Below are 24,874 nucleotides of genomic sequence, written 5' to 3' on the forward strand. Positions count from 1 at the left end.
AGTGCGTGATGTCCGCGAACGTGCGTCAGTCCGGACACCGGCTGCCGGTGCCGTGTGTCGCGTGTCGTCGCGGTGCCTGGAAGGCCGGGTTCAGGGGCGATGTGGTCACCGCACGTGTGTAACTTTCACCAACGCGTGCCGGGTCGAGCGCTGGCTGCCGGACCGGTGGCGTGTATCGCGCGTCGTCGTGGCACCCGGAAGGCCGGACCCGGTGAGGCAACGCGGTCACGGTACGGAGCGTGCCGCAACGCTTTTGATGTCACGGCTGCGGCGGTATGGCCGGATATAGGACGATAGCCCGCATGCTTTCCAGACGTTCCCCACGGGTCGCCGTCGGCCTCGCCGTCGCGGTCACCCTGGCGATCCCCGCCCCCGCCCACGCGTACGCCTCCGCGCCCCCCTACAAACCGGGTGCGTCGGGTCTCGGTGACCCGTACTTCGCCAAGGCGGGCAACGGCGGATATGACGTCAAGCACTACGACCTCACGCTCGACTTCACCCCGGCCACGCATCGCCTCAAGGCGGTCGCCCGGATCACGGCCAGGGCCACCCAGGACCTGTCCCGGTTCGACCTGGACTACTCCGGTCCCAAGATCGACGGCGTGTGGGTGAACGGCGAACGGGCCGAGCACCGCCGCGACGGCCAAGAGCTGATCATCACTCCTCACCGAGGTCTGCCCGAGGGCGAGAAGTTCACCGTCAAGGTCGAGTACGCGGGCAAGCCCACCCCGATCACAACCAAGGCCCTCGGCACCTGCGGCTGGGTCAACACCTCGGACGGCGCGGTGGCGCTGGGCGAGCCGACGGGCGCGCGTACCTGGTATCCGGTCAACGACCACCCCGCCGACAAGGCCACCTACACCTTCCACATCACCACCCCCACCGGCGTCACCGCCCTCGCCAACGGCGAGCGCGACAAGCTCAACCTGGTCAAGAACGGCAAGACCACGGTCACCTGGCGGATGCGCAAGCCGATGGCCAGCTACCTGGCGATGGTCGCCATCGGCAACTACAAGGTCAAGGAGAGCGAGTCCGGCGGCCGGTGGAACCTCACCGCCTATGACCCCCGGGTCGCGGACGGCGCCAAGGGGCTGCACAAGACGACCGCCCAGGCGGTCGCCTGGGAGAGCAAGGTCTTCGGCCCCTATCCGTTCGGCTCCATCGGCGGCATCGTGGACGACCTGGACGTCGAGTACGCCCTGGAGACCCAGTCCCGCCCGGTGTACGACCAGGCGGCCGACAAGCTCACGATCGTGCACGAGCAGGCGCACCAGTGGTTCGGCGACATCGTCACCCCCAAGTCGTGGAAGGACATCTGGCTCAACGAGGGCTTCGCCACCTACGCCGAGTGGCTGTGGGCGGAGCAGCACGGCGGCCCGTCCGCGGAGAAGACCTTCCGGGCCGCCATGCCCGGCAAGAAGGACGCCAAGAGGTTCTGGCAGCGCAAGGTCGGCGACCCGGGCCGGGACCACATGTTCGACTACAACCTCGTCTACATCCGCGGCGCGATGACGCTGCACGCGCTGCGCAAGGAGATCGGCGACAAGACGTTCTTCAAGCTGCTCCCGGCCTGGACGGCGAAGTATCGCGGCGGCAACGCCTCGACGGCCGACCTGATCGCGCTCGCCGAGAAGATGTCCGGCAAGGAGCTGGACGACCTGTTCGACGCCTGGCTCTACACCTCCGGCAAGCCCTGACCCAGGGCGGCGGCCTGCGGCGGCGCGCCCGCGGCGGCCTCTACGATGGTGATCCGCCCTCTCTCTCCCCGCCCCGGGGAGGGCGCGAGGCCGAGTCCGTGGAGGAGCCACGAGCGCGTACGTCGATCTGTCGGTGCCGATCGCCACGGGCATGCCCGTCTACCCAGGCGATCCGGAGGTGGAGCTCCGGCCGGCGCTCACCGTCCCCGAGGACGGCTGCAACGTGCTCGGTCTGCGCCTGGGCTCGCACACCGGCACGCACGTTGACGCGCCCCGCCACGTCGACGACCGGCTGTCGACGCTCGACGAGCTGCCGCTCGACCACTTCGTCGGCCCGGCCGTCGTCGTCGACGCCCGGGGGAGGCCGCCGCGCACGCCCCTCGGCCCGGACCTGTTCGCGGACGTCGCCCACCTCGGCATGATCGTGCTCGTGGCGACCGGATGGTCGGCCCGCTGGGGCGCCGAGGACTACCACGCCCACCCCTATCTCAGCCCCGAGGCGGCCCGCCTGCTCGCCGGCGCCGGAGTGCCCACGGTGGGGATCGACGCGCTCAGCGTGGACGCCACGCCCGCCGAGGAGCTTCCGGCCCACCACGCCCTGTGCGGCGCGGGCGTGGTGATCGCCGAGAACCTGGCGAACCTGGACGCGCTCGTCGAGGCGCAGTCGGCGGGCGTGCCCATCGAGGTCTCCCTGCTGCCGCTGCGCCTGTTCGGAGCCGACGGCTCACCCGTACGGGCAGTGGCCCGCCTGGGCTGAGCGGGAGCGCCGCGCCCCGGCGGCGATCAGCGCGTCCCCCAGGAGTAGGTCTGCTTGCGGAGCTTGAGGTAGACGAAGGTCTCCGTGGCGCGCACACTGGGAATCGCCCGAATCTTCCCAAGTATCTCCAAAAGGTGCTGGTCGCCCTCGCAGACCACCTCGACGATGATGTCGACCGACCCGGCCGTGAGGACGACATAGTCGATCTCGGCGATGGTGGCGAGCTCGTCGGCCACCCGCTCCAGGTCGCCTTCGCACTTGATGGAGATCATCGCCTGGCGGGGGAACCCGAGCATGAGGGGGTCGGTCACCGCGACGATCTGCATCACGCCCGCCTCCAGCAGGCGCTGCACCCGCTGCCGCACCGCGGCCTCGGAGAGGCCGACCGCCTTCCCGATGGCCGCGTACGGCTTGCGCCCATCCGTCTGCAACTGCTCGATGATCTGCTTGGAGATGTCGTCAAGCACCACCGGGCCCGATCGCGCCCCGTCCTGGTGGCGCGCTCCCCTGGGCGGCGTCGTCATCGCGTTCCCTTCCGTCCCCCGAACGGCCCGGCTCGTAGCCGATGCCTGTTACGCAGGCGTTCCGAGTAGGTTGCGGCCTTGGTGCGACATGGTGTCAGCCCAACGGCCTCTGTCAAGCGATTCCGTAGGTTTTTGATATGTTCGCCACGAAATCTATTGTCACGAATCGGGCTCTCTGCCAGAGTCGCGACAGTTCAGCCACCTCACGAGGAGGTCGACGATGACCAGCCGTCTGCAGAACTACGTCAACGGCGAGCTTGTTGACGCCAAGAGCGGCCGGTTCTCCGAAGTGATCGACCCGTCGACCGGCGAGGCCTACCTGGAGGCGCCGGTATCGGGGCAGGAGGACGTCGACGCGGCCTACGCCGCCGCGGCCGCCGCGTTCGAATCGTGGGGCGTCACCACCCCCGCGGATCGGGCCGCGCTCCTGCTGAAGATCGCCGACGCGATCGAGGAGCACGCCGCCGAGTTCGTGGAGATCGAGTGCCGCAACACCGGCAAGCCGCGCCGGCTCATGGCCGACGACGAGATGCCGGTGGCCGCCGACCACTTCCGCTTCTTCGCGGGCGCGGCGCGCACGCTGGAGGGGCCGACGGCGGGGGAGTTCCTGGCCGATCACACCTCTATCGTGCGGCATGAGCCGATCGGAGTCGTCGGGCAGGTCACTCCCTGGAACTATCCGCTGATGATGGCCGTGTGGAAGATCGCCCCGGCGCTCGCCGCGGGCAACACGGTCGTGCTCAAGCCGTCCGACACCACCCCGGTCTCCACCGTCAAGCTCGCCGAGATCTGCGGCGAGATCCTGCCGCCCGGCGTGTTCAACGTGGTCGTCGGCGACCGCGGCACCGGCGCGCTGGTGGTGGCCAACCCGGCGGCGCAGATGGTGGCGATCACCGGCTCGGTCGGCGCGGGCATGCAGGTGGCCAAGTCGGCCGCCGACGACCTCAAGCGGGTGCACCTGGAGCTCGGTGGCAAGGCCCCGGTCGTCATCTTCGAGGACGTCAAGGATGTCGCCGGCATCGCCGCGTCCGTCGCGGAGGCCGGCTTCTACAACGCGGGCCAGGACTGCACGGCGGCCTGCCGCGTGCTGGTGCACGAGAGCCTGCACGAGCGGTTCGTCGCCGCGCTCACCGAGGCCGCGGCGAGCACCAAGACCGGCGGCCTGGAGATGGAGGACGCCGCGTACGGCCCGCTGAACAACGCGACCCAGCTCGCCCGCGTCGAGGGCTTCTTCGAGCGCGCCCCCGGCCACGCCAAGGTGCTCACCGGCGGGCAGCGCGTCGGCGACAAGGGCTACTTCTTCGCCCCGACGGTCGTGGACGGCCTGCGCCAGGACGACGAGATGATCCAGACCGAGGTGTTCGGCCCGGTGATCACCGTGCAGACCTTCACCGACGAGGCCGACGCGCTGGCGAAGGCGAACGGCGTGAAGTACGGCCTGTCCGGCTCGGTGTGGACCACGGACCACGGCCGGGCGATGCGCTTCTCCAACAGGCTCGACTTCGGCGTGGTGTGGGTGAACACCCACATCCCGTTCATCTCCGAGATGCCGCACGGCGGCTTCAAGCACTCGGGGTACGGCAAGGACCTGTCGGTCTTCGGCCTGCACGACTACACCCGCGTCAAGCACGTGATGCACTACATCGGCGAGTAACGCTCCGGCAATACAAGCCCTATATCTGTGTATTAAGTGCTTGATGAGGTGATAAAGCTTCCCAAACGAGCTCCTATTCTCGGGAGCCGTGCGGAGGACCCCCGCAAGAAAAGGTGGCCTGGGATGACGGATATCCAGGCGGGCGAGGCGGCGGCCGGCACGGCCGCCGCCGGCCGATCCGGTGATCGGCCCGAGGTTCCCGCCATAGAACTCGACGCGGTCTCCAAGGAGTATCTCTCCCACGGCGAGACGGTCAGGGCGGTCAAGGACGTCACCCTGTCCATCGCGGAAGGCGAGTTCTTCTCCCTGCTCGGACCGTCCGGCTGCGGCAAGACGACCACCATGCGCATGATCGCCGGCTTCGAGGAGCCGTCGAGCGGCACGGTCCGCCTGCACGGCCGGGACGTCACCGACGTACCGCCCAACAAGCGCGATGTGAACATGGTGTTCCAGTCGTACGCGCTGTTCCCGCACATGAACGTGTGGGACAACGTCGCCTTCGGGCTCAAGCGCAAGAAGGTGCCCGACGCCGAGATCAAACGCCGCGTCGGCGAGATGCTGGAGATCGTCGACCTCAAGGGCCGGGAGAAGCGCCGCCCCCGCGAGATGTCCGGCGGCCAGCAGCAGCGGGTGGCGCTCGCCCGCGCCCTGGTCAACCGCCCGCGCGCGCTGCTGCTCGACGAGCCGCTCGGCGCGCTCGACCTCAAGCTGCGCCAGCAGATGCAGATCGAACTCAAGCGCATCCAGCGCGACGTCGGCATCACCTTCGTCTACGTCACCCACGACCAGAGCGAGGCGCTCACCATGAGCGACCGCATCGCCGTCATGAACGACGGCGTGGTCGAGCAGCTCGCCGACCCGCGCGAGATCTACGAGCGTCCGGCGTCCGCGTTCGTCGCCGGCTTCATCGGCACCTCCAACCTGATCTCGGGGGAGGTCGTCGCCACCTCGGGGGACCTGGCGACGGTACGGCTCGGCGAACGCGGCCGGGTGCTGGTGAACGGCGCCTCGCGCCGCCAGGGCGACACCGTGCGGATCACGGTCCGCCCCGAGAAGATCAAGATCCTGCTCGGCGAGCCCGACGGGCAGGTCAGCGCGGTGCCCGGCACCGTCTCCGAGGTCGTCTACCTCGGCACCTACAACAGTTACGCGGTGACCCTGGACAGTGGCGCCGAGGTGACCGTCTTCGAACAGAACGCGAACGACAGCACGAGCACGGCGGAGCGCGGGGACTCCGTGTGGTTGTCGTGGCAGCCACACCACTCGTACGCGATAGGAAGCTGAACCATCCATGAGTGTTACCCCCCCTCACGACCCGGCCCTGCTTCGCGGCATGACGAGCCGCCGCCTCGCCCCCGGCCGTCGTGACCTGTTCCGCATGGCCGGGCTGTCGGCGGCCGGCCTCGCCCTCGCCGCGTGCGGCGTGCAGGGCAAGAAGGCCGCCCCGCCGCAGCAGTCGGACGTGGAGAAGTACTGGTCGGGCAAGACCAAGAACGGCCACGTCGACTTCGCCAACTGGCCGCTGTACATGGACCCCAAGAAGCCCGAGCTCAAGCTGTTCACCGAGAAGACCGGCATCACGGTGACCTACAAGGAGGTCATCCAGGACAACTCAAGCTGGTTCGCCAAGATCCAGCCGTTGCTCGCGGCCGGCCAGTCGATCAACTACGACCTCATGGTGGTCACCAACGGCATCCAGTTCACCCAGCTCGTGCAGCTCGGCTACCTGGTCCCGCTCGACCACTCCAAGCTGCCCAACTTCGCCGCCAACGCGGGCGCGGCGTACAAGCGCGAGGCGTTCGACCCGGGCAACGTGTACAGCATCCCGTGGGCGTCCGGCATCACCGGCATCGCCTACAACCCCAAGTACATCGACACCCCGCCGACCAGCTACGCCGCGCTCTGGGACCCCAAGTACAAGGGCAAGGTCGGCATGATGTCGGACACCCAGGAGATCGGCAACTTCGCCATGATGCTGCTCGGCATCGAGCCGGAGAAGTCGACCCCGGCCGACTGGGAGAAGGCCGCCGAGAAGCTGCGCGAGCAGCGCGACTCCGGCATCGTGCGCAAGTACTACGACCAGAACTTCATCGACCCGCTCGGCAAGGGCGACATCTGGATGTGCCAGGCCTGGTCGGGCGACATCTTCCAGAAAAACGTCTCCGACGGCACGGACCTGAAGTTCGTGATCCCCGAGGAGGGGGCCACGATCTGGACCGACAACATGATGATCCCCAAGACGGCCGCCAACCCCGTCGACGCGATCACGCTGATGGACTTCTTCTACGACCCCGAGGTCGCGGCCACCCTCGCCGAGTACATCAACTACATCACGCCGGTCCCCGCCGCCCAGGACATCATCAAAAAGCACGCCGCCGAGGCGAAGGGCGAGGACAAGAAGCTGCTTGACGCCGTCGCCACGAGCCCGCTGGTGTTCCCCAGCGAGGCCGACTACGCCAGGCTGCACACCTACCGGCCGTTCAAGAACGCCGCCGAGCAGAAGCAGTACGAGCAGATCTTCCAGCCGATCACCACGGCCTGATGAGGGACGGGCGATGAAGGGCAGCAGGCTGCGCGCCGCGCTCACGCCGTACGCGCTGATCTTCCCCGGCGGGCTCTGGCTCGCGATCTTCTTCGTGGTGCCGATGGTGGTGATGGTGTCGCTGTCGCTGCAGACCGGCAACATCACCGACGGCTACCAGCTCACCTGGCACTGGCAGACCTACCTCGACGGGCTGTCCAACTACCACGATCAGATCATCCGGTCCCTCGTGTACGGCCTGGCCGCCACGGTGATCACGATCGTCATCGGCTTCCCGATGGCGTACTACATCGCCTTCAGGGGCGGCAGCCGCAAGAGCATGTACCTGTTCCTGCTCCTGCTGCCCTTCCTGGTGTCGTTCGTGCTGCGGACCATCTCCTGGCAGTTCTTCCTGGCCGACAACGGCATCCTGCTCGGCCCGCTGAAGAGCGCGGGCCTGCTGCCGGAGGACTTCCACCTGCTCGCCACGAGCACGGCCGTCATCTTCGGCCTGGCGTACAACTTCCTGCCGTTCATGGTGCTGCCGATCTACGTGGCGCTGGAGCGCATCGACCCCCGGGTGCTGGAGGCGGCCACCGACCTGTACGCCGGCCGCGTGCAGACCTTCCTGCGGGTGGTGCTGCCGCTGTCGCTGCCGGGGGTGTTCGCCGGGGTGCTGATGACGTTCGTGCCGGCGGCCTCGGACTACGTCAACGCCTCGATCCTCGGCGGCGCGAGCAACACCATGATCGGCAACGTGATCCAGAACCAGTACCTGGTCACCCAGGACTACCCCGTCGCGGCGGCGCTGTCGTTCACGCTGATGGCGCTGCTGCTGGTCGGCATCTTCGCCTACGCCCGCGCGCTCGGCACCGAGGACGTCCTGGAGGTGGCGGCCCGATGAGCACGGTCGTCGAGAAACCGCCCGTCGAGACGGCGCCCGCGCCGCAGAGCCCTCGCCCCCGCCGCGGCGCGTTCTTCCGCGGGCGACTGCTGCAGATCTGGACCTGGCTCGTCATCGCCTGGCTCTGCCTGCCGATCGCCGTGATGATCCTGTTCGGGTTCAACGACACCCGGGGCCGCTACAACCAGTCCTGGCAGGGCTTCACCCTGCGCTGGTACGCCGAGCTGTTCGCCATCGACGACCTCACCGAGGCGCTGGTCAACTCGCTGCTGATCGCCCTGCTCACCATGGTGATCGCCGGGGCGCTCGGCACGCTGCTCGGGCTGGCCCTCGGCCGGTACCGGTTCCGCGGGTCGGGGCTGACGAACCTGGTGATGTTCGCCGCGATCTCCTGCGCGGAGATCATCATGGGCGCGTCGCTGCTGTCGATGTTCGTCACGCTCGCCGTGCAACTCGGCTTCTGGACGATCGTCGTGTCGCACGTGATGTTCTCGGTGTCGTTCGTCGCCGTCACCGTGCGGGCCCGGGTGATGACGCTCGACCGCTCGCTGGAGGAGGCCGCCCGCGACCTCGGCGCGAGCACCTGGCAGACGTTCCGCCTCATCACCCTGCCGATGATCTTCCCTGGGGTGCTGGCGGGGTCGCTGCTCGCCTTCGCGCTCTCCATCGACGACTTCGTGATCACCAACTTCACCTCGGGCAACACCGTCACCTTCCCGCTGTGGATCTGGGGCTCGACCCGCGTCGGCATCCCGCCGCAGGTGAACGTCATGGGCACGCTGATCTTCGCCGCCGGCGTGCTGCTCGCCGTCGCCAACGCCCTCGGCGGCAGGCGGCGCGCGAACCGCGGATGACCATGCTGATCACGCCGATCACGCCCACCAGCTGGACCGTACCGACCGTGCCGACCAAGCTCGCGCTCCGTCGCCGCGGGGACGACGGAGCGGACGCACCGGAACGTGGTGACCGTGGACCCGCGTAAGGCCCTGGCCGACGCCGAGCGCAAGCCGTACTGGCTGGACAGCCCCGAAGCGCCCGAGCCGAGCCCGCGCCTGATCGGCCACACCACCGCCGACCTGGCCGTGATCGGCGGCGGCTACACCGGCCTGTGGACCGCCCTGCTCGCCAAGGAACGCGACCCGTCCCTCGACGTCGTCCTCCTGGAGGGGGACAGGGTCGGCTGGGCCGCGTCCGGCCGCAACGGCGGCTTCTGCTCGGCGAGCCTCACCCACGGCCTCGGCAACGGCATGGAGCGCTGGCCCGAGGAGATGCCCGTCCTGCACCGGCTCGGCCGCCGCAACCTCGACGAGATCGAGGCCACCCTGCTGCGGTACGGCATCGACTGCTCCTACGAGCGCACCGGCGAGCTGTCGGTCGCCGCCGAGCCGTGGCAGCTCGACGGGCTGGCCGCCACGGTCGCCGCCGCCCGCGGCCTCGGCGTCGAATTGGAGGTGCTCGACCGCGACCGGGTCCGCGCCGAGGTGAACTCGCCCACCTACCTCGGCGGCGTCTGGGACCGCACCGGCTGCGCCCTGGTGGACCCGGCCCGCCTGGCCTGGGGTCTGCGCGCCGCCTGCCTGTCACTCGGCGTGCGCGTGTACGAGCACACCCCGGTGACACGCCTGCAGGACCCCGGCCCGGTGCTGCGGTTGCACACCCCCGCCGGCCGCGTGGACGCCGCCCGGGTGGCGCTCGGCACCGGCGCGTTCCCGCCGCTGCTGCGACGGCTGCGGCACTTCCTCGTCCCGGTGTACGACTACGCCCTGATGACCGAGCCACTGCCGCCCGACCGGCTGGCCGAGATCGGCTGGCGCAACCGGCAGGGCGTGGGCGACTCCGGCAACCGGTTCCACTACTACCGGCTCACCGACGACAACCGCGTCCTGTGGGGCGGCTACGACGCCGTCTACTACAACGGCGGACGCGTCCGCCGCGCCTACGACCAGCGCGACGCCACCTTCGAACGGCTCGCCGCGAACTTCTCCGCGACCTTCCCGCAACTCGACGGCGTCCGCTTCACCCACCGCTGGGGCGGCCTGATCGACACCTGCGCCCGCTTCAGCGCCTTCTTCGGCACCGCGTACGGCTCGCGCCTCGCCTACGCCGCCGGATACACCGGCCTCGGCGTGGGCGCCACACGTTTCGGCGCGAACGTGGTTCTCGACCTGCTCACCGGGCAGGACACCGAGCGCACCCGGCTGCGCATGGTCCGCGAGAAGCCGCTGCCGTTCCCGCCCGAACCGGCCAGGTCGGCGGTGATCCAGCTCACCCGCTGGTCGCTGGCCCGCGCCGACGCCCACCAGGGCCGCCGTAACCTCTGGCTGCGGCTGCTCGACCGCATGGGCCTCGGCTTCGACTCGTAACACCCCTCCGTAACCCGGATACATAATCGGATATGTAACTCGGGTGTGCGATCATTGGGGGACAGTCGTTTAGTTGGAGGGGGAAAGACGATGCGCATCGGCCTGTTTCTCGGTGACTCGCAATCGGATCCCAATGTGATCGACACCCTGCGCGAACAGATCGTCCAGGCGGAGCAAGACGGCTTCACCTCGGTCTGGCTGCCGCACATTCTCGACATCGACGCGCTGACCGCGCTCGCCGCGGCGGCCAGGGGAGTGCCCAGAATCGAGTTCGGCACCTCCGTGGTGCCCATCTACCCCCGCCACCCGGCCGCCCTCGCCCAGCAGGCGCTCACCGTCAACGCCGCGCTCGGCGGCCGTCTGGTGCTCGGCATCGGAGTCTCCCACAAGGTCACCGTCGAGGGCATGTACGGCTACCGCTTCGACCGCCCCGGCCGCCAGATGGACGAGTACCTGTCGGTGCTGCTCCCGTTGACCCGCGGCGAGCCCGTGCACTTCAACGGCGAGACCGTCGCCGCCAACCTGTCCCTGACAACCCCGGGAACCGGTTTCCCCGTCCTGCTCGCCGCACTTGCCCCACGCATGCTCAAAATCGCCGGCGAACGCGCCGACGGCACCGTGCTGTGGATGACCGGCCCCAAGACCGTCGCCGAGCACATCGCGCCCACGATCACCGCCGCCGCCGAGGCCGCCGGACGCCCCGCCCCCCGGATCGTGTGCGAGCTCCCGGTCTGCGTCACCGACGACCCCGCCGCCGTCCGCGCCCGCGTCGACGTGGTCTTCGAACGCTACGGCAAGCTGCCCTCCTACCGCGCGGTGCTCGACCGCGAGGGCGCGAAGACCCCCGGCGACGTCGCGATCATCGGCGACGAGGCCACCGTCACCGCCAAGCTCGACGAACTGGCGAAGGCCGGCGTCACCGACTTCGCCGCCCTGGAGTTCGCCACCGGCGACGACCGGCCCCGCACCCGCGCGCTGCTCAAGTCCTTCATGTAGCCCGCCATGTAGCCCGCGAGGAGCGCTCCAATCCGCAACAGCCCTGAGGCGCGGGCACGCCCCGGCCGTGACCCGGTCCCCCTGCCGCGCCCGCGCCCCAGGCACGGATAATGGGCCAATGCGTGAGATTGTTCACACCGTACGACGTTGGCGTGACGACGAGGTGACCGGCGCGGTCGTGCGCCCGATCGAGGAGAGCGGCATAGGGACGCGCCGCGCCGACGCCGCCCTCGCGATCAGCGCCAAGGGCGAGCGGGCCGGCGGCCTGTACGGCGGCGCCGCCGACGAGGCGATCTCCGCCACCGCCCGCGAGGTCATCGCCGAGGGAACCCCCAGGCTGCTCGACATCGAACTGTCGAACTCCGAGGCGGTGCGCGCGGGCCTCGCCTGCGGCGGCCGGGCCCGCCTGCTGCTCCAGCCGATCGTCGACCTGCCCGCCGCCTGGTGGGAGGCGATCGAACGCCCCCAGGGCGCCGCCCTCGTCACCCCGCTCGCCCCGGACCTCGGCCCGAGCACGGCCATCACCCCGGACGGAGCGGCCCACCCGGGCGCGAAGGACGCCGACATCCCCGCCGACGCCCTGAACCTCGCCCGCCGACGCCTGGCGAAAAACCGCGGCTCCCGGGAGATCGTCGAAATCGCCGGCGCGAACTACCTGCTCGAAACCGGCGGCGCCGCCCCGTACCTGGTCGTTGTCGGCGGCGGCGACCTGGCCGCCGCGCTCACCCGCCAGGCGGCCCTGCTCAACTGGGAGGCCGAGTCCGTGGAGACCGCCTCCGAGGCCACCGAACGCTACGCCGCCAACACCTGCCTCATCGTCCTGAGCCACGACCCGGCCATCGACACCCCCGCCCTGTCGGCGGCCCTCGCGGCCGGCATCCCGTACGTCGGCGCCCTCGGCGCCCGCCACACCCAGGCGTCCCGCGCCGAACGGCTACGCGCCGACGGCGTGTCCGACGAGGCGATCGCCACCATCCGCGGCCCGGTCGGCCTCGACCTCGGCGCCCGCAACCCCGAGGAGACGGCCCTGGCCGTCTGCGCCGAGATCCTCGGCGTGCTCTCCGGCCGCCAGGCCGTACCCCTCCGCGACACCACCGGCGCGATCAACGCCTGACCTGGTCAGCGGCCCAGCGTGCTTTCGCGGGGGACGAAGCGGTGGCCCGCGCGGATCTCCTGCGGAGGTCCGGCGGGGCGGCCGGACAGGCGGGCGGCGAGCAGGTCGGCGGCGACCTCGGCGATCTGGGACTTGTCGGGGGAGACGGTGGAGAGGGTGGGGGTGGAGTAGCGGCCGTCCTCGATGTCGTCGAAGCCGACGAGGGCGACGTCCTCGGGGACGCGCAGGCCGCGGGAGAGCAGGGTGCGCAGGGCGCCGAGGGCGAGGGTGTCGTTGAAGCAGAAGACGGCGTCCGGGGGTTCGGGGGCGGCGAGGAGGGACGCCATCGCGGCGGCGCCGTCGGCGCGGTCGAAGTCGGCGACGTGCGCGACGGCGTGCTCGGGGAGGCCGGCGGCGGACAGGGCCTGGCGGTAGCCGCGCAGGCGCAGGCGGGCGGTGGCGCCTGAGGCGGTGCGCTGGGCGCCGATGGCGGCGATGCGGCGGCGGCCCAGTTCGATCAGGTGCGCCGTGGCCTCCTTGGCGGCGGCGACGTTGTCGATGGCGACGTGGTCGTACGGGGCGCGGTCGCGGCCGGTGCGTTCGCCGAGCAGGACCATCGGCGTGCGGTCGGAGCGGCCGACCAGGTCGGCGGCGGTGAGGGCGAGCGGGCTGAACAGCAGGCCGTCGATGAGCTGGGCGCGGATGCCGGAGACCACCAGGCGCTCCTTGGCGCGGTCGCCCTCGGTCTGGTCGATCAGCACCGTCCAGCCGCGCCGGTCGGCGGCGGCGATCACGCCTTTGGCCAGTTCGGCGAAGTAGGGGATGGCCAGGTCGGGCACGGCCAGCGCGATCACGCCCGAGCGGCCCTGGCGCAGGCTGCGGGCCGACAGGTTGGGCCGGTACTGCAGTTGTTGGATCGCCGCCTCGACCCGGGCCCGGGTGTCGGCGCTGACGTGCGGATAGCCGTTGACGACGTTGGACACGGTCTTGATGGAGACGCCCGCCCGCTCGGCGACGTCCTTCAACCGGGGTCGCATCCGCTGCCGCCTCCCTCGCTTCGCCTGGTCACCGGCACTCTACCGCCTGCCGCGGCCGGGCTTTACAACGATGTAACGGACCGGCCATACCCCGTTTACAACGTTGGTACCAACGATGTACAAAGACGGCGACGCCACTGGGAGGAGTGATTGACCATGGCCGGACCGCTGATCGATCGGCGTGGGCTTCTCGGTCTCGGACTGGGTGCGGGCGGTGCCCTCGTGCACGACGGGGGCGGCGGCGGTCGCGAGGAGGGGCGGCCGGGCCTCCGGCGGCTCGGCGGCGGCGCGGCGGGCCGGGCGGCTCACGCCGTACCTGTTCCTCGCCCCCCAACCTGGTGCTGTTCACCGCGTTCGTCGGGGCCCCGGCGGTCTACGGGCTGTGGATCAGCCTGCACGACTACGACTACCTGCTTCCGGGCAAGCCGTTCGTCGGCCTGGACAACTACGCCAACCTGTTCGACTCCACCTCCACGGTCTTCGAGTTCTTCTGGGCGTCGATGCGGGCGACCGGGATCTTCCGCTGCTCAGCGTGCCGCTGCTGGTCGTGGTGCCGTTCGGCGTCGCGCTGCTGCTCAACGGGCGGTTCCCCGGGCGCACGTTCTTCCGCGCGGTGTACTTCGCGCCGTACGTGCTGGGCGTCGCGGTGGTGTGCGTGCTGTGGCGCATCCTGCTCGACCCTGCCAACGGGCTGGTGAACTACCTGCTCGGGGCGCTCGGCCTGCCCGACTCGATCCCGTGGGTGACCGACCTGCCGTGGGCGTGGATCTCCCTGGTCGGGATCACGGTGTGGTGGACGCTCGGCTTCAACGCCGTCATCTACCTCGCCGGGCTGCAGGACATCCCGCGCGAGCTGTACGAGGCGGCGCGCGTGGACGGCGGCGGCCGGTGGGCGCAGTTGCGGCACGTGACGCTGCCGGGGCTGCGGCCGGTGCTGCTGTTCGTGGTCATCAACACCCTGCTCGCCTCGGCGAACATGTTCGGCCAGGCGTATCTGCTCACCGATGGCGCGCCGGGCGTCGAGACCCGGACGGTGATCATGTACATCGCGGAGGAGGGGCTCAAGGACTACCGGATGGGCAGCGCGGCGGCGATGAGCTATGTGTTCACCTTCGTCTTGATCATCCTGAGCGTGGTCAACTTCCGGCTCTTCCGCACCCGGGAGGCGCGATGAACGGCCGGCGGCCCCGGGCGCGGGTGTTCGCGTGGTACACCCTGCTGCTCGCGCTGACCCTGGTGTTCCTCGCGCCGCTGCTGTGGATGTTCCTCACCTCGTTCAAGACCCAGTCCGAGGCGACGGCCTTCCCGCCGACGCTGCTGCCGGAGCGGCCCACCGTCGAGGCGTACCAGACCGTGTTCGCCGGGAACTCGCAGACGCCGGTGCTGCGCTGGCTGCTCAACAGCGTGCTCGCGGCGACCGGGCAGACCGTGCTGGTGCTGGTCACGGCGTCGGCGGCGGCGTACGCGCTGGCCCGGCTCGAGTTCCGGGGGAAGCGGGCGATGTTCGCGGTGATCGTGGGCACGCTGCTCATCCCGAGCTTCACGCTGCTGATCCCGAACTTCCTCATCGTGGACGGCCTGGGCTGGCTGGACAGCCTGTGGGCGCTGATCGTGCCGGGCGCGGCGAGCGCCTTCGGGGTGTTCTTCCTGCGGCAGTTCTTCCTCGGGCTGCCGCACGAGCTGGACGAGGCGGCCCTGCTCGACGGGGCCAACCACTTCCACATCTTCACCCGGATCGTGCTGCCGCTGTCGCGCCCCGCCCTGGCCACGCTCGCGGTCATCACCTTCCTGGCCAACTGGAACGACTTCATCTGGCCCATCTACGTGATCTTCAGCCCGGAGTACTTCACGCTGCCGCCGGGCCTGTCGATCCTGCAGGGGGCCTACACCATCCACTACCCGGTGGTCATGGCGGGCGCGGTGATCGCCTCCGTTCCCGTGCTGCTGCTGTACGCGGCCACCCAGCGCTACGTCATCGAGGGCGTCTCCCGCACCGGCCTGAAGGGATGATCACGTGAAGCGTGCCCTGCTCACGACGCTCGCCGCATGCCTGCTCGCCACCCCCGCCCTCACGGCCCACGCCGCGCCCCGCGGCGCGTCCGCGCCCGATATATCCAGTACATCCGGCGGGGCGGGCCGTTACACCAACCCGGTGTCGGCGGGCTTCGCCGACACCTTCGCCGACCCCGTGATCATCCGCGGGCGCGACGGCTTCTGGTACGCCTACGGCACCTCTGACCCGCTGCGAGAGGGCTCGACGGAGTCCCACCGCATCCCCATCGCCAAATCCGCCGACCTGACGCGATGGACCCACGTCGGGGACGCCTTCAGCGGCGACGGACTTCCGCCCTACGCCGCGCCCGGCAGCATGTTCTGGGCGCCGGACGTGCGCTACCTCGACGGCCGGTACGTCATGTACTTCGCCGTCACCGACACCACCGTCTCGGCGCAAGGCTCCGACTTCGGCATCGGCGCGGCCACCGCGCCGAGCCCGGCGGGGCCGTGGACGCCCGCGCCCGAGCTCGTGGTGCCGCCCCGGCCGCGCGGCGACTCCTACTGGTGGACGATCGACCCGGCCCAGTTCACCGACGTCGACGGGCGGAAATATCTGTACTTCGGCAGCTACTTCGGCGGGGTGTGGGTGACCGAGCTGTCGCCGGACGGCCTGCGCGCGGTCGGCGAGCCCGTCATGGTCGCCATCGACAACAAGTTCGAGGGCGGCCACGTCGTCCGCCGGGACGGTTACTACTACCTGTTCGCCTCCTCGGCCAACTGCTGCGCCGGTCCCACGACCGGGTACGCCGTCTTCGTCGGCCGTGCCACCAGCCCCAAGGGGCCGTTCCTGGACAGGGACGGGCTGCGGCTGGACGTGTCGCGGGCGGGCGGGACGCCGGTCGTCGCCCCCAACGGCAACCGGTGGATCGGCACCGGGCACAACGGGCTGCTCACCGACCTGTCCGGGCAGGACTGGCTGGTCTATCACGCGATCGACCGGGCGGACCCGTTCCTCAGCGAGCCGTACGGGATCAACGAGCGGCCGATGCTGATCGACCGGCTGGACTGGATCGACGGCTGGCCCACGGTGCGGGCCGGCGCCTGGGCCTCCGACGGGCCCGAGCCCGCGCCGGTGACCCGGGCCCCCGTCCAGGACGGCTTCGACGACCGCGACCTGCGCGACGCCTGGCGGAACCCCGCCGGCTGGCGCGTGACGGACGGGCGCCTGCGCGGCCGGGGCGAGCTGATCGCCAAGGGGAGCGTGCCGGACGAGCGCCGGGTCGAGGCGGACCTGCGGATACCGTCCGGCGGCCACGGCGCCGCCGGGCTGCGCGTCGCCGACCAGGCGACGGTCCGGATCGCCGGGAACCGCCTGATCGCCGAGGCGGCGGGGACGCGTGCCGAGGCCGCGCTGCCGTCCGGGTTCGACGCCCGGACCTGGCACAACCTCGCGGCCGAGGTGCGCGGCCGTACCCTGGTCGCCCGGTTGAGCCAGGCACGGCTCGGCGACGAACTGGCGAGCGTGCGGCTCACCGCGCCCCGCGCCCTCGGCGGCGCGACGGGGGTGCTCGGCGTGGGCGGCGAGGTCGAGGCCGACAACGTGAGCGCGGCCCGGCTGTATCGGCCGATCACCGGGGCCGTCCCCGTGCCCGAGCCGGGCCGGTTGGTGTTCGCCGAGGAGTGCGGCGGGCCGCTGCGGCCGGGCTGGGGCTGGGTGCGCGAGGACACGGCAGCCACCGTCGCCGACGGGGGGCTGCGCTGGCCGGTACAGGGGGCCGAGCTGGTGGGCGACGCGAACCGGGCGAGCGTGCTGCTGCGGGACGCCCCGTCCGGGGACTACCTGGTGGAGACCAAGGTGACGCTCGCCCTGGGCGAGGATGAGGTGCGCAACTACCAGCAGGCCGGTCTTGTCGCTTATGTCGATGATGATGACTTCGCCCGGTTGTCCCAGGTGGCGATCTGGAACACCCGCCAGGTGGAGTACGGCCGGGAACTGCGTTTCGCCGACCGGCTGTCCTACGGCGGCACCATCGTGGGCACCCCGGCGGCGACGACCTGGCTGCGGCTGGCCCATCGCGTCGATCCGGCCACCGGGGAGCACGAGTTCCGGGCGGCCTCCAGCCGCGACGGGCGGAACTGGACCTGGGGCGGCGTGTGGACCTTCCCTCCGGACACGACGCCGCGGATCGGCCTGGTCGCCCACGGGGGAGCCCAGCCCGCCGTGGCGGCCGAGTTCGACTATTTCCGCGTCCACCGACTGGCGCACCCCCGGTGACGGCCCTTCGGCGGCCGAAGACCACGGCCATGGGGATCGCGGCGTACGCCCCGGGCCGCGGAAGCCGACGACCACCCACAAGACCAAGGCCCCCGAAAACCAAGGCCCCCGAAAACCAAGGCCCCCGAAACCACGGCCCACGAGGATCACGAACGCGCACGTCGCGGGCACGCCGCCCGCGCACGCCGACACCGTCGAGGAACAGGAGACCGCCACGTGACCACCGCCCGAATCACCCTGGACCCGGCGTTCACCATCGCGCCGGTGAACCGCAGGCTGTTCGGTTCGTTCGTCGAGCACATGGGCCGTTGCGTCTACACGGGCATCTTCGAGCCGGGCCACCCCGCCGCCGACGAGCACGGCTTCCGCACCGACGTGCTGGAGCTGACCAGGGAGCTCGGCGTCGAGGTGGTGCGCTATCCGGGAGGCAACTTCGTCTCCGGATACCGCTGGGAGGACGGCGTCGGGCCCGTCGCCGACCGGCCCACCCGGCTCGATCTCGCCTGGCGGCAGATCGAGACGAACCGGTTCGGGCTGCATGAGTTCATCACCTGGACCCGCGTCGCCGGAGTGGAGCCGATGATGGCCGTCAACCTCGGCACCCGGGGCATCCAGGAGGCGTGCGACCTGCTGGAGTACGCCAACCATCCCGGCGGCACGTACTGGTCGGATCTGCGCATCAAGCACGGGGCGGCCGAGCCGTACGGGATCCGGCTGTGGTGCCTGGGCAACGAGCTGGACGGGCCGTGGCAGGTCGGGCACAAGACCGCCGACGAGTACGGCAGGCTCGCCAACGAGACCGCCAAGGCGATGCGGCTGGTGGACCCGGACGTGGAACTCGTGCTGTGCGGGAGCTCCAACAGCGGGATGCCGACGTTCGGCGCCTGGGAGGCGACCGTGCTCGAGCACGCCTACGACGCGGTCGACTACATCTCGCTGCACGCCTACTACGAGGAGAAGGGGGACCTGGCCGGGTTCCTGGCCAGCGCCGTCGACATGGACCGCTTCATCGAGGCGGTGGTGTCCACGGCCGACCACGTGGCCGCGAAGCTCCGGCGGCGCAGGAAGATCAATCTGTCGTTCGACGAGTGGAACGTGTGGAACCAGGCGGACTTCACCGACCGGGCCGGCTCGCCGTACGAGGAGGCGCCGCGGCTCATCGAGGACACCTTCACCGCGGCCGAGGCGGTCGTGGTCGGCGACTTCCTGATCACCCTGCTCCGGCACGCCGACCGGGTGACCGTGGCCTGTCAGGCGCAGCTCGCCAACATCATCGCGCCGATCCGCACCGAGCCCGGCGGCCCGGCGTGGCGGCAGACCATCTTCCACCCGTTCGCGCTCACCTCCCGGCACGCCCGCGGCACCGTGCTCCGGGTCGAGCCGACGTCCCCGCCGCTCGACACCGACCGGTACGGCGAGGTGCCGCGGCTCTCCGCGGTCGCCACCCGCGACGACGACGGCGTCACGCTCCTCGCCGTCAACCGCGACCCCGGCGAGCCGCTCGACCTCGCCGCCGACCTGCGCGCCCTGGGCCGCCCCGCGCTCGACTTCGCCCTCGCCATCGCCGAGGACGACCCGCACCGCGTCAACGAGCGCGACGCCCCCGCGCGCGTCGTCCCCCGCCCGCTCGCCGACCTGCGGGTGGACGGCGGAACCCTGCACGCCCGGCTCCCGGCCGCCTCCTGGAGCCTGATCCGGCTCACCTGCTGAACGGCGCCCGGCCGTTACTCGCGCGACGACGCGGGTAGGCGGGCGGCATGTCGCAACAGCGGGAATCCACGCCTCCGGAGCAGAGCCAGCCGTACCCCGGGCGGACGGGGGAGATGACCCCCGAGCCCACCGACGAGATGCGCCACTACACCGGCAGCGGCCTGCTGGCGGGCAAACGCGCGCTGATCACGGGCGGCGACTCCGGCATCGGCCGCGCGGTGGCCGCGGCCTTCGCCAAGGAGGGCGCCGACGTCGCCATCGCCTACCTCGACGAGCACGAGGACGCCGAGCACACCAAGGGCCTGGTCGAGGCCGAGGGACGCCGGTGCGTCACGATCGCGGGCGACCTCGCCGACGCCGACCACTGCGTCGAGGCCGTCGAGACCGCCGTCAAGGAGCTCGGCGGCCTCGACGTCCTCGTCAACAACGTGGCCTACCAGCAGCCGGTGCAGTCCCTGGAGGAGCTCTCCGACGAGCAGTGGCAGCACACCTTCGACGTCAACATCCACAGCTACTTCCGGGTGACCAAGGCCGCGCTCCGCCACCTTCCGGACGGGGCCGCCATCGTCAACACCTCCTCGATCAACGGTTTGCGCGGCAACAAGTCGCTGATCGACTACGCCGCCACCAAGGGCGCGATCAACGCCTTGACGTACTCGCTGGCGCAGACCCTGATGGACCGCCGGATCCGCGTCAACGCCGTCGCCCCCGGCCCGGTGTGGACGCCGCTGATCCCCGCCACGTTCGACGAGGACAAGGTCGGCAAGTTCGGCGAGCAGACCCCCATGGGCCGCCCCGCCCAGCCGGACGAGATCGCCCCCTCGTACGTGTTCTTCGCCGCCGAACGCCTCTCCTCGTACTACACCGGCGAGATCCTCGCCCCCATCGGCGGCGAGACGCTGCCCGGCTGATCTCCTGGTGCCTCCTGGTCGGGCAGCGTCACGTGGGGATCAGCAGCCAGGCGTCGGAGGTGGTGCCCGGCACGTAGGGGGAGTCGCGCCTCTTGGCGATGACGCCGGGAAGGCCGCGATCGCGGGCCACCCGCCGTACCGCCGCCCCCTCGCCGGGGAAGCTCGGGGCGTTCTGCCAGTGCGCGCCGGACAGGCCGAGCCGGTCGAGAACGGCCCGGCGGCGGTGGTGGGGCTCGGCGAGGAGAGGGCGGCCGTCCAGGTGGAGGACGTCGAAGATCACGTAGGTGGGCGTGCCCTCCAGGTCCGTCATCTCCCCGTCGAGCAGGGCCGGGCGGGCGCCGAGTTGGGCCCCGAGCGCGCGGGCACGCGGGTGGTCGCCCGTCACGTCCGCGCCGGTGGCGTCGGTGAACCGCACCCGTCCGCCCTCCACGTACGCCAGCGTGCGCTCGCCGCCCCACGCGAACTCGAACGTGTACCCGTCCGCGGCGGACGGCAGGCGGGAGCGCCGGGAGGCGAGCATGGGCAGCAGGACGCGGGGGAGCGGCTCCTCGGCGGGATCGAGCGGCGGGTCCATGCGGTGGACCATCCAGTTCTTGCCGTCGGTCTGGAACAGCACATACCGCCCGGACACCTGCGAACCGTGCAGCACGACCTTCACCTCGCGCTCGGTCCACTTCTCCGTCTCGTACGTGCCGCGATCCCAGATCAGCACCCGCCCGCCGCCGTACTCGCCTTTGGGGATCTCCCCTTCGAACGCGGCGTACTCCAGCGGATGATCCTCGGTGTGCACCGCCAGATGGTTGGTACTCGGGTCGCGCGGCAGCCCTTTGGGCACCGCCCACGACACCAGCACCCCGTCGCGCTCCAGCCGCAGATCCCAGTGCAGCCGCCGCGCGTGATGCTCCTGGATGACGAAGGTGTCGTCGTTCCCTTGGGGAAGGGGCGCGTTCTCGGGGATGGGTTCCGGCGTACGCTTCCGGTCGCGTTTGCCACGGTAGGGGTCTAGCTTGTCACCGGCCATAACGCTCGACTACCCAAAGGACGGGTCGGCGAGCGGGATCACCGACGACCCGGACGAGCAGGCAACGGAGATCAAACCTGCACGCCCGGCCCCGCTGTGGCAAAGGCGCCGACGGCACCTCGGCCGAGCGGGCGTACGACGACCCGAGGCGGCCGGTCATGGCACTGCTCCTATGACGACCCGCGCGACCCGGCGGCGTGGCCGTGCTCGTGCGCAGCCTACTTCTCCTCGGCCTCCCCATCGGCCTCTACGTCGGCGATAGTGATCGCGCCGGAGGTGCCGTCGACGGTGATGATCTGCCCGGTGGCGATGCGCTGGGTGGCCTCGGGCACGCCGACCACGGCCGGGATGCCGTACTCGCGGGCGACGACGGCCCCGTGCGAGTTCGAGCCGCCCATCTCCATGATCAGCCCGCCGGCGGTGAGGAACAGCGGCGTCCAGCCGGGGTCGGTGGACGGGGCCACGAGGATCTCGCCCGGCTCCAGGTGGGCGCCGACCGGGTCGAGGACCACGCGGGCCGGTCCGGTGACCGTGCCCGCCGAGGCCGGGGTGCCGGTGATGGCCCCGCCGGCGGGGGCGGTGGCGACCGCCTCGGGCTCGGTGCCGTCCGACAACAGCAGGCGGGGGACGTGCCTGCGGTACAGCTCCCGCTCGTAGGAGGCGCGGCGTTCCGCCACGAGCGCCCGCCGGTCGGCGCCGTCGCGCACGGCGGCGCGGGCCTCGGCGAAGGTGAGGAAGAAGACGTCGTCGGCCCGCTCGATGCGGCCGTGCGCGGCGAGTTCCGCGCCGACCGCCTGGAGCTGCTGCCGGGCCGCGGCGAAGGCGAGGATGATGATGTTCTTGGGCATCTCCCGCAGCCCGACGAGCAGCCGCGCCCGCCGCAGCGCCCAGCGCACCACCCGGCCCCGCGCGCCGCCCACCCGGCGGGCCAGCTCCTCGATCATGGCCTCGGCCTCTTTGGCGCCCCGCAGGAACACCGCGTCGGGGGCGAGCGCGGGGTCGTCCAGGCGCAGGTAGTTGGCGATGACGCCGAGCACCTGCGTGGGGTCGTCGGACCAGCGCGGCATGCCCAGGTCGATCTCGGCCACCGCCCGGTGACCGTACGCGGAGAGGAACCCGTCGAGCTCCCGTTCCAGCACGGCGGGCAGCGAGCCGCGGCGCCGGGCCAGCTCCTCCGGCGGCGTCTCGGCGACCAGCCGGGCGGACTCCTCGTCGGCGCGCACGCAGGTCGCGGCCTCCCACAGGGCCAGGTCCATCTCGGTGGTCACGTTGTGCGGCAGGCCGCGCAGCACGCTGGTGATCTCGCCCGGCCGTACGTGCCCGCGCAGCAGCCGCGTGGCCAGGGCCAGCGCCAGGCCGCCGGCGGCCGCGCCGGGGAAGAGCACCGGCACCATCGCGCCCATGACGTGGGTCAGCAGGTCCTCGACGTGGTCGAGACGCTCGGCGGCGGTCGCGCCCCCAGGGAGCGCGGAACGCCGGGACAGCCAGGCCCGCATGCGGTCGGCCTGCCGGTACGCCGAGGCGGGCTCGATCAGGGAGTGGATCAGCCGCGGCGGGATGTGGTTGCGTACGGCGACGCGCAGCATCCCGCGGACCACCGGCCCGCGCCGGGGGAGCGTCACGCTCAGGCGCGGATCGTCGAACAGCCTGCGCAGCACGACCGCCGACCGCTTCTCCATGAGGTCGAGCACCACCGGCGCGATGATCCGGCCCATCCGGCTGCGGACCACGAGCGTCAGGTCGAAGAAGAGCCGCTGCCCCGCCTCGGCGATGATCGGCGGACCCGCCGTGCGGTCCGCGAGCCGCAGCCCGACGAACTCCGCCATCGAGGTGGCGATCAGGCGGGTCGCCGCCACACCCATCGGGGTGATCGGCCGGTGCAGCCCCTGGGCGAGGCTGAAGCAGAAGTAGACCCGCAGCCCGCCGGGGTCGCGGCGGGCCAGCTCGCTCTCCGGCTGCGGGTAGAGCGTGGTGATCGGCCGGGCCTGGGTGAGCCACAGCCGGCCGTCGGCGTCGATGGCCCACTCGGTGTCCTGCGGCGCGCCGTAGTGCTCCTCGACCCGCGCGCCCAGCTCGGCGAGCCGCAGCACCTGGTCGTCGGTGAGGCACACCTCCCCGTCGGGTGCCGTGTGCCCTTCGGTGTGCCCTTCGATGTGCCCTTCGATGTGCCCTTCGACGTGCCCTGCGATGCGCGGTGCACTGTGCCGTGCGATGTGTTCGGTGCCGCCGCCCGCCACCGCCCGTACGGCCACGCCTCCGCCGCCCGGCCGCCGCTCCGTGATCCGCCCGTCCGGCGCGACCACGAACCGGTCGGGGTCCACCGACCCGGACACGACGGACTCGCCCAGCCCCGGCGCGGCGTCGATCACCGTCTGGCGGCGCGTCCCCGTCACCGGATCGGCGGTGAACATCACCCCGGCCACCTCCGCGTCGACCATGCGCTGAATGACGACGGCGAGCCGTACCGCCCGGTGGTCGATGCGGTTGGCGGCCCGGTACGCGACGGCGCGGTCGGTCCACAGCGACGCCCAGCAGCGGCGTACCGCCTCCAGCACCGCGTCCGGCCCGACGACGTTGAGGACGGTGTCCTGCTGCCCGGCGAAGCTGGCGTGCGGCAGGTCCTCGGCGGTCGCCGACGAGCGCACCGCCACCGGCCCGTCGGCGAGGCGGCGCACGACGTCGGCGATGTCGTCGGGCACCGGCGCGGACGCCACCAGCTCACGGGCCCGCGCCGCGAGCCCGGCCAGGGCCGCGACGTCGTCGGCGGGCGTACCGGCGAGACGGTCGAGCACCTCCTCCAGTCTCGCCCGCCCCGCCACCCGCCGGTAGGCCTCGGTGGTCAGGCAGGCGCCCGGTGGCACCGGCAATCCCGCCCTGGTCATCACGCCCAGGTTGAGGGCCTTGCCGCCGACCAGGGGGAGCATGTCGGCGGTGATGTCGTCGAACGTCACGACCAGGGGTGTGCGTGACGGCGTTCTGGAATCGGCGGTGAGCATGGCCGCGCCTCTCGGAGGGTTCACCTTGTGATTCATGCCATCAAAACGCAGTCTTACACGAATATCAACAGTTGATGAATTAATGTGCCATACGTCTCACGGGCGGCGCCGTCATGCGGCGCGTGACCTGCCATGAAAGCGCTTCCCGGCGCGGCTCACGCCCACGGCGCAGGTGCGCGCGGAGCCGGAGGGGTAGCCGCCGGGCCTGCCGCGCCGTAAGCCAGGACGGGCCCGTGGCCCGGATCACCCCGTCCGGCGGCTCGCAGGCACGTTCGACGGGCAGCGCTTTCGAAAACGTCCAGGTCGGCGGCCTCATGACCGCGCCGTGAGGCGCGTTCGGCGGACCGCGTTCCCGCCGACGGGTGTGCCGGTCCTTCCCGCGGGCAGGGCAGGGCGATCACCTGGTGGCGGACCTGCGGG

19 protein-coding genes are annotated in these 24,874 nt (G+C 71.2%); 15 read left to right on the plus strand and 4 right to left on the minus strand.

The genetic code is table 11. The annotated features are described in order from the left end of the window. The first annotated feature begins 302 nt into the window (after positions 1-302). Both AB0K60_RS06325 and AB0K60_RS06330 read left to right on the plus strand, forming a co-directional pair. The gene (locus tag AB0K60_RS06325; protein WP_364049193.1) at positions 303-1,697 is read left to right on the plus strand and encodes a M1 family metallopeptidase; all 1,395 of its coding nucleotides are present in this window, start codon (positions 303-305) and stop codon (positions 1,695-1,697) included. 133 nt (positions 1,698-1,830) lie between these two features. Then, positions 1,831-2,454 carry a cyclase family protein gene (locus AB0K60_RS06330; protein ID WP_364049195.1) on the plus strand — a complete coding sequence of 208 codons (624 nt, stop codon included), beginning with the start codon at positions 1,831-1,833 and terminating at the stop codon, positions 2,452-2,454. Between the two features lie 26 nt (positions 2,455-2,480). Here AB0K60_RS06330 and AB0K60_RS06335 read toward each other — a convergent pair whose 3' ends face one another. After that, a complete protein-coding gene (locus AB0K60_RS06335) occupies positions 2,481-2,978 on the minus strand; it encodes an Lrp/AsnC family transcriptional regulator (RefSeq protein ID WP_364049197.1) in 498 nt (165 codons plus the stop codon). A gap of 220 nt (positions 2,979-3,198) precedes the next feature. Between AB0K60_RS06335 and AB0K60_RS06340 the strand changes: the two genes are divergently transcribed. The 8 genes from AB0K60_RS06340 (at position 3,199) to AB0K60_RS06375 (ending at position 12,530) form a co-directional block, all read left to right on the plus strand. Next, positions 3,199-4,632 (plus strand): gamma-aminobutyraldehyde dehydrogenase, encoded by a 1,434-nt coding sequence (locus AB0K60_RS06340; protein ID WP_364049199.1) that lies wholly within the window; start codon positions 3,199-3,201, stop codon positions 4,630-4,632. A 123-nt stretch (positions 4,633-4,755) separates the two neighbouring features. Next, positions 4,756-5,916, plus strand: coding sequence for an ABC transporter ATP-binding protein (locus AB0K60_RS06345; RefSeq protein WP_364049201.1), 1,161 nt, complete (start codon positions 4,756-4,758; stop codon positions 5,914-5,916). Positions 5,917-5,923: 7 nt separating this feature from the next. Beyond that, positions 5,924-7,174 carry a spermidine/putrescine ABC transporter substrate-binding protein gene (locus tag AB0K60_RS06350; protein WP_364049203.1) on the plus strand — a complete coding sequence of 417 codons (1,251 nt, stop codon included), beginning with the start codon at positions 5,924-5,926 and terminating at the stop codon, positions 7,172-7,174. Between the two features lie 13 nt (positions 7,175-7,187). Further along, positions 7,188-8,057: an ABC transporter permease gene (locus tag AB0K60_RS06355; protein WP_364049205.1), complete on the plus strand. Its 870-nt coding sequence runs from the start codon at positions 7,188-7,190 to the stop codon at positions 8,055-8,057. Then, positions 8,054-8,911 carry an ABC transporter permease gene (locus AB0K60_RS06360; protein WP_364049207.1) on the plus strand — a complete coding sequence of 286 codons (858 nt, stop codon included), beginning with the start codon at positions 8,054-8,056 and terminating at the stop codon, positions 8,909-8,911. Before AB0K60_RS06355 ends, AB0K60_RS06360 begins: the two co-directional genes overlap by 4 nt. Before the next feature lie 114 nt (positions 8,912-9,025). Beyond that, positions 9,026-10,420 (plus strand): FAD-dependent oxidoreductase, encoded by a 1,395-nt coding sequence (locus AB0K60_RS06365; RefSeq protein WP_364049209.1) that lies wholly within the window; start codon positions 9,026-9,028, stop codon positions 10,418-10,420. A 90-nt stretch (positions 10,421-10,510) separates the two neighbouring features. Next, positions 10,511-11,416, plus strand: a complete 906-nt coding sequence (locus AB0K60_RS06370; RefSeq protein ID WP_364049211.1) for a TIGR03564 family F420-dependent LLM class oxidoreductase — start codon at positions 10,511-10,513, stop codon at positions 11,414-11,416. 118 nt (positions 11,417-11,534) lie between these two features. After that, on the plus strand, positions 11,535-12,530 hold the full coding sequence (locus AB0K60_RS06375; RefSeq protein ID WP_364049213.1) for an XdhC family protein: 996 nt from the start codon (positions 11,535-11,537) through the stop codon (positions 12,528-12,530). A gap of 5 nt (positions 12,531-12,535) precedes the next feature. On the opposite strand, the gene AB0K60_RS06380 is transcribed toward AB0K60_RS06375, so the two are convergent. Next, positions 12,536-13,546: a LacI family DNA-binding transcriptional regulator gene (locus tag AB0K60_RS06380; protein ID WP_364049215.1), complete on the minus strand. Its 1,011-nt coding sequence runs from the start codon at positions 13,544-13,546 to the stop codon at positions 12,536-12,538. A gap of 532 nt (positions 13,547-14,078) precedes the next feature. Between AB0K60_RS06380 and AB0K60_RS06385 the strand changes: the two genes are divergently transcribed. The 5 genes from AB0K60_RS06385 (at position 14,079) to AB0K60_RS06405 (ending at position 20,437) form a co-directional block, all read left to right on the plus strand. Next, on the plus strand, positions 14,079-14,720 hold the full coding sequence (locus AB0K60_RS06385) for a sugar ABC transporter permease (protein ID WP_364049217.1): 642 nt from the start codon (positions 14,079-14,081) through the stop codon (positions 14,718-14,720). Beyond that, positions 14,717-15,556 (plus strand): carbohydrate ABC transporter permease, encoded by an 840-nt coding sequence (locus AB0K60_RS06390; RefSeq protein ID WP_364049219.1) that lies wholly within the window; start codon positions 14,717-14,719, stop codon positions 15,554-15,556. Before AB0K60_RS06385 ends, AB0K60_RS06390 begins: the two co-directional genes overlap by 4 nt. 4 nt (positions 15,557-15,560) lie before the next feature. Further along, the gene (locus AB0K60_RS06395) at positions 15,561-17,816 is read left to right on the plus strand and encodes a family 43 glycosylhydrolase (RefSeq protein ID WP_364049221.1); all 2,256 of its coding nucleotides are present in this window, start codon (positions 15,561-15,563) and stop codon (positions 17,814-17,816) included. Positions 17,817-18,032: 216 nt separating this feature from the next. Then, entirely contained in the window at positions 18,033-19,526 is a 1,494-nt protein-coding gene (locus AB0K60_RS06400) for an alpha-N-arabinofuranosidase (RefSeq protein WP_364049223.1), read from the plus strand. Positions 19,527-19,573: 47 nt separating this feature from the next. Then, positions 19,574-20,437 (plus strand): SDR family oxidoreductase, encoded by an 864-nt coding sequence (locus AB0K60_RS06405; RefSeq protein ID WP_364049225.1) that lies wholly within the window; start codon positions 19,574-19,576, stop codon positions 20,435-20,437. A gap of 28 nt (positions 20,438-20,465) precedes the next feature. Here the strand turns inward: AB0K60_RS06405 and AB0K60_RS06410 are convergent, their stop codons facing one another. Both AB0K60_RS06410 and AB0K60_RS06415 read right to left on the minus strand, forming a co-directional pair. After that, entirely contained in the window at positions 20,466-21,458 is a 993-nt protein-coding gene (locus tag AB0K60_RS06410; RefSeq protein WP_364049227.1) for a DNA polymerase ligase N-terminal domain-containing protein, read from the minus strand. 218 nt (positions 21,459-21,676) lie between these two features. Beyond that, positions 21,677-24,409, minus strand: coding sequence for a PEP/pyruvate-binding domain-containing protein (locus tag AB0K60_RS06415; protein ID WP_364049229.1), 2,733 nt, complete (start codon positions 24,407-24,409; stop codon positions 21,677-21,679). Positions 24,410-24,874: the final 465 nt, after the last annotated feature.

This window comes from Thermopolyspora sp. NPDC052614, from assembly GCF_040678635.1.
In the GTDB taxonomy this organism is placed as follows: domain Bacteria; phylum Actinomycetota; class Actinomycetes; order Streptosporangiales; family Streptosporangiaceae; genus Thermopolyspora.

Bases quoted from the DNA above. Each gene is read 5' to 3' on its own strand.
- AB0K60_RS06380 (WP_364049215.1), bottom strand. From the start codon at position 13,546: ATGCGACCCCGGTTGAAGGACGTCGCCGAGCGGGCGGGCGTCTCCATC.
- AB0K60_RS06340 (WP_364049199.1), top strand. From the start codon at position 3,199: ATGACCAGCCGTCTGCAGAACTACGTCAACGGCGAGCTTGTTGACGCC.
- AB0K60_RS06390 (WP_364049219.1), top strand. From the start codon at position 14,717: ATGAACGGCCGGCGGCCCCGGGCGCGGGTGTTCGCGTGGTACACCCTG.
- AB0K60_RS06350 (WP_364049203.1), top strand. From the start codon at position 5,924: ATGAGTGTTACCCCCCCTCACGACCCGGCCCTGCTTCGCGGCATGACG.
- AB0K60_RS06345 (WP_364049201.1), top strand. From the start codon at position 4,756: ATGACGGATATCCAGGCGGGCGAGGCGGCGGCCGGCACGGCCGCCGCC.
- AB0K60_RS06405 (WP_364049225.1), top strand. From the start codon at position 19,574: ATGTCGCAACAGCGGGAATCCACGCCTCCGGAGCAGAGCCAGCCGTAC.
- AB0K60_RS06370 (WP_364049211.1), top strand. From the start codon at position 10,511: ATGCGCATCGGCCTGTTTCTCGGTGACTCGCAATCGGATCCCAATGTG.
- AB0K60_RS06375 (WP_364049213.1), top strand. From the start codon at position 11,535: ATGCGTGAGATTGTTCACACCGTACGACGTTGGCGTGACGACGAGGTG.
- AB0K60_RS06355 (WP_364049205.1), top strand. From the start codon at position 7,188: ATGAAGGGCAGCAGGCTGCGCGCCGCGCTCACGCCGTACGCGCTGATC.
- AB0K60_RS06335 (WP_364049197.1), bottom strand. From the start codon at position 2,978: ATGACGACGCCGCCCAGGGGAGCGCGCCACCAGGACGGGGCGCGATCG.
- AB0K60_RS06410 (WP_364049227.1), bottom strand. From the start codon at position 21,458: ATGGCCGGTGACAAGCTAGACCCCTACCGTGGCAAACGCGACCGGAAG.
- AB0K60_RS06360 (WP_364049207.1), top strand. From the start codon at position 8,054: ATGAGCACGGTCGTCGAGAAACCGCCCGTCGAGACGGCGCCCGCGCCG.
- AB0K60_RS06325 (WP_364049193.1), top strand. From the start codon at position 303: ATGCTTTCCAGACGTTCCCCACGGGTCGCCGTCGGCCTCGCCGTCGCG.